Source organism: Clostridium sp. (assembly GCF_016650035.1).
Taxonomy (GTDB): domain Bacteria; phylum Bacillota; class Clostridia; order Clostridiales; family Clostridiaceae; genus Clostridium_AD.
The window spans coordinates 1-3355 of the sequence record NZ_JAENWM010000165.1 but is presented as its reverse complement, the minus strand read 5'-3'; the positions used below and the strand labels follow the sequence as shown (position 1 = coordinate 3355).

At 33.7% G+C, this 3355-nt stretch carries 2 protein-coding genes and 1 pseudogene; all 3 read right to left on the bottom strand.

The window, feature by feature from the left end:
- Positions 1 to 474, bottom strand: a 474-nt coding sequence (locus JJD95_RS20005; protein ID WP_291645262.1) for a BppU family phage baseplate upper protein, incomplete at its 3' end; no start/stop codon positions are given.
- Between the two features lie 67 nt (positions 475 to 541).
- The gene (locus JJD95_RS20000; RefSeq protein WP_291645260.1) at positions 542 to 2896 is read right to left on the bottom strand and encodes a phage tail spike protein; all 2355 of its coding nucleotides are present in this window, start codon (positions 2894 to 2896) and stop codon (positions 542 to 544) included.
- Positions 2897 to 2907: 11 nt separating this feature from the next.
- Positions 2908 to 3355: pseudogene (locus JJD95_RS19995) on the bottom strand (phage tail protein); the annotation flags it as partial.

Sequence of the window (3355 nt, the reverse complement as noted above, 5' to 3'; positions counted from 1 at the left end):
TATTTTAAGAGCTTCAACTGTAGGAACACTTACAAGAGCTGCTTCGATAGAATTTAAAGCTGTAGTTAATGCGGTAAATTCGCTTGTACTCTCTATTGCTAAATCATCTCTAAGCACTTTTGTAACATTGAAATCAAAAGTAATTGAAGTAAGTACCTCGCCACTTGTACCGTATATTGTTATTTCAGCTGATACAATACCTACAAAACTTAACGTTTGTGTGCTTAAAATACAATTCATTTTTCCGTTTATAGCATCATCTAGGGTACAATCTTGAAATATTTTTGTGTTATCTGCTTTTAAAAAGTATATTTTAGCTGTTAACCCTGTTAGGTCATAACCCACTGAATTGTTATAAATATTTATTTTAAAATTATGGCTATCAGTATCATTTTGCTTAATATTAATAGATTTGTTCATATTGATTTTATTTATCAAATCAATATTTATATTATGATTAATAGTGTTTATCATTTATTCACCATCCCTTTCTTTTTTGCATTAAAAAGACACCCTCTTAGGTGCCATAATTGATTATTGTTTATATAATTTCTGGTTTAGCCATTTCAACCCAATATACTTCCTCTTCTCCAATTCGTTTACCTATGATATATAGATCAACCTTCCCCGTTCCAGTTACTCGGAATGAGCCTGGTAACTTATCTGAGACAACTGCATCGGCACGACTTGGGAACACAGCATATCCATTAATGGCGCGGGAAAATTTATCATCCAGCGTTACAACTACGCCCTCTGGCGTAATCTCCTGATTCAAGAGTAAGTCTGATATTAGTATTTTAGGAGAGTCTACAGGCGACATACCCCAATTCTTACCGTCAAGCTCAATAGTACCTCCTGTTTTAGTACCGTCAGAGTTAACCATGAATCTCGTTAACCCACCAATTACTACTGAGAAAAAAGATCCTGGAGCAACAAGGGCATAGTTATTTGAATCAGCCATAACTTGAGCAGGAGCTCCCCCTGAGTTAACCTGATATGCATTAAGTGCCTCATTGACTTGTCCTTGCACATAAGTTCCCGCAAGTTTCCCATAAAGATTATTTGCGGTAACATTCCCTATTCCTGTATTTATATTACCACCACTAGTAGCAATTGAACCACCATTAGTTGCTAAACTACCGGAATCATCAATAGTAAATATTCCACCTGGTGTGGTAATTCGTAGATTACCCACTAGATTTAGGTCACAATAATTCCCATAGCCCTTACCTTTAATAACAACTTTTGCCCTAATATCGCTTGACACAGAATCATTTTCAGATGATTTTACTTCAATATTTAATGAATCATGCTCAAAATTTGCCTGTGTGCCATACTCAAACATTCCAAGCCACATTTCTGTGTCGTAGCTAGATGAAGCAAGCGCACTACCAATATGGAAAATTAGTCTTGGATTAGATGTTGTATTTACTGCTCCAATTGTTAAATCATTTACGGATGTAATTGTTGAACCTGTAATAACCACCCCGTCAATAGTTCCTCCAATTACTTGTACCGCTCTTAATACACCAGTATCAATAAAATCTGCTACAATATGTCCATCTGCCGTAATCGCAGTTTCAAAAGTACCATAATATCCGGTCGAGGAAAATCCCAAGCCATTGTTGTTAAAACGCCATAAATTAGTCATGGTATTTATATCTTTAGTATCACCTATAATTATTTCATTTTCTTTTACTGTTACATAAGAGTTTTTAAGTCCAGCTTTTATAAGCACTGTAGCGTTGTCTTTAGCCAGTTGCAATATATCGTCTGTACTATCCATAGACTCTAATTTTTCTATAATCTGTTTTATACTAAGCCCCTTATTCTCTATATAATTACTTAATATAATTTCTTTGGTTTTTTGTGCTAACACATCATATTTCTTATTCATTGCCCTAACTTGTATATCTGTATTTATTTTAGGTACATAAACCCCTATTGTATCTCCTAAATAAACTCTTTCAGCAATTATATAATTCTTATATTCCTCTGTTTTTTCGAGTTGTACAAAATTAATCGCATAACTAGCCTTGATTTTATCTATACCATTTGTATCATATTCGGCCTGTATTCTTCTATCGAGTTCGGCTTGCGCTTCTGCTAACGTTGCGTATCCATCTGTAGTATTTTCATTATTGACTTTAACATCTGAATACTCAATTACATCTGTGTAAACTCGATTGTAAGCACCAATTAAAGGACTATCTATATAATTACCTACAATCCCATCAAAGCCTTTACCTTGTGCCCTAGTAACTAAATTATCTATATTGGAGCTACATTCAAAACCGGTAAGATTTTTACCCTCTCTTATCGTAACCCCTCGACTTATGCCTATATGACTATTGATGTACTCTATATAACCACGTCTTAAGATTTCTCCGCCCCATCTGTTTAAAAAGGATTGGTCACAATCATGTAATGCTTCATATAAATTCATTTGTGGATAATAAGCAGTAGCAATATTTGAAATATCAGAAACAACTTGTATTTCTTTTACTCCGGTAGCATTAGCAACCATATAATTACCTGCGACAGTACCACTCACACCAGTGGGTCTTACATCCTCTAGCCACAATGTTAGTTCCTCGGCTATAGTAATCTGTCTTGCGACTATATCTATATACCTAGTACCTACTGTGGGCTTACTAATCCTAAAGAATTCTTCTCCATAGTCCATTAAAACTTTTAATATTACTTCTTCTTGGAGCAAGTCTTGAAGATTATCTTCTATAAGAAAAGTAGCATCTAAAATATAATTTCCAGTGCTTAGATCCTCTTCCGTACTACATGCAATGCAATACTTATCTAAACTCCTCCCATTGCTACTTAAGACTAAACTTTTAGTAGCAGTAGAAGGAAAGTATGCTACTTTTATTTGTTTTTTCATAATTTCCCTCCTTATTTATATTTAGTAGTGTATTCAACTATTATTTTTGTAACTGTGCCTATATAAGTTATTACATTTGGGCCCTTTTCAAACATATAAAAATTCCCTGAAGCATCATCATCTTTGGATGTTAAATCTAAATTTCTAACTTGTAATAGATCACTATCTATTTCAACATAATCAACTACATTTAATATTTGCATTGTTTCACCATTGATGGTTATTTGGATATTCCCAGTGCCATAAATCTTTATAAGAGATTCAGCCGGAGCATTTCCAAAGTATTCAAAGCTAAAATTACTAGATGTTATTTCATAGATTATAGGATCTAGGTCCGCCTTAAAAGGTTCACATATAAAATCCACACCAAAGGCTCCAATGCTTCTAAATTCCTTTTGTAAATTTCCAAATAATATTTTTTTAACTATATAACATCTATCAATTCTTCCAAAGATAAGC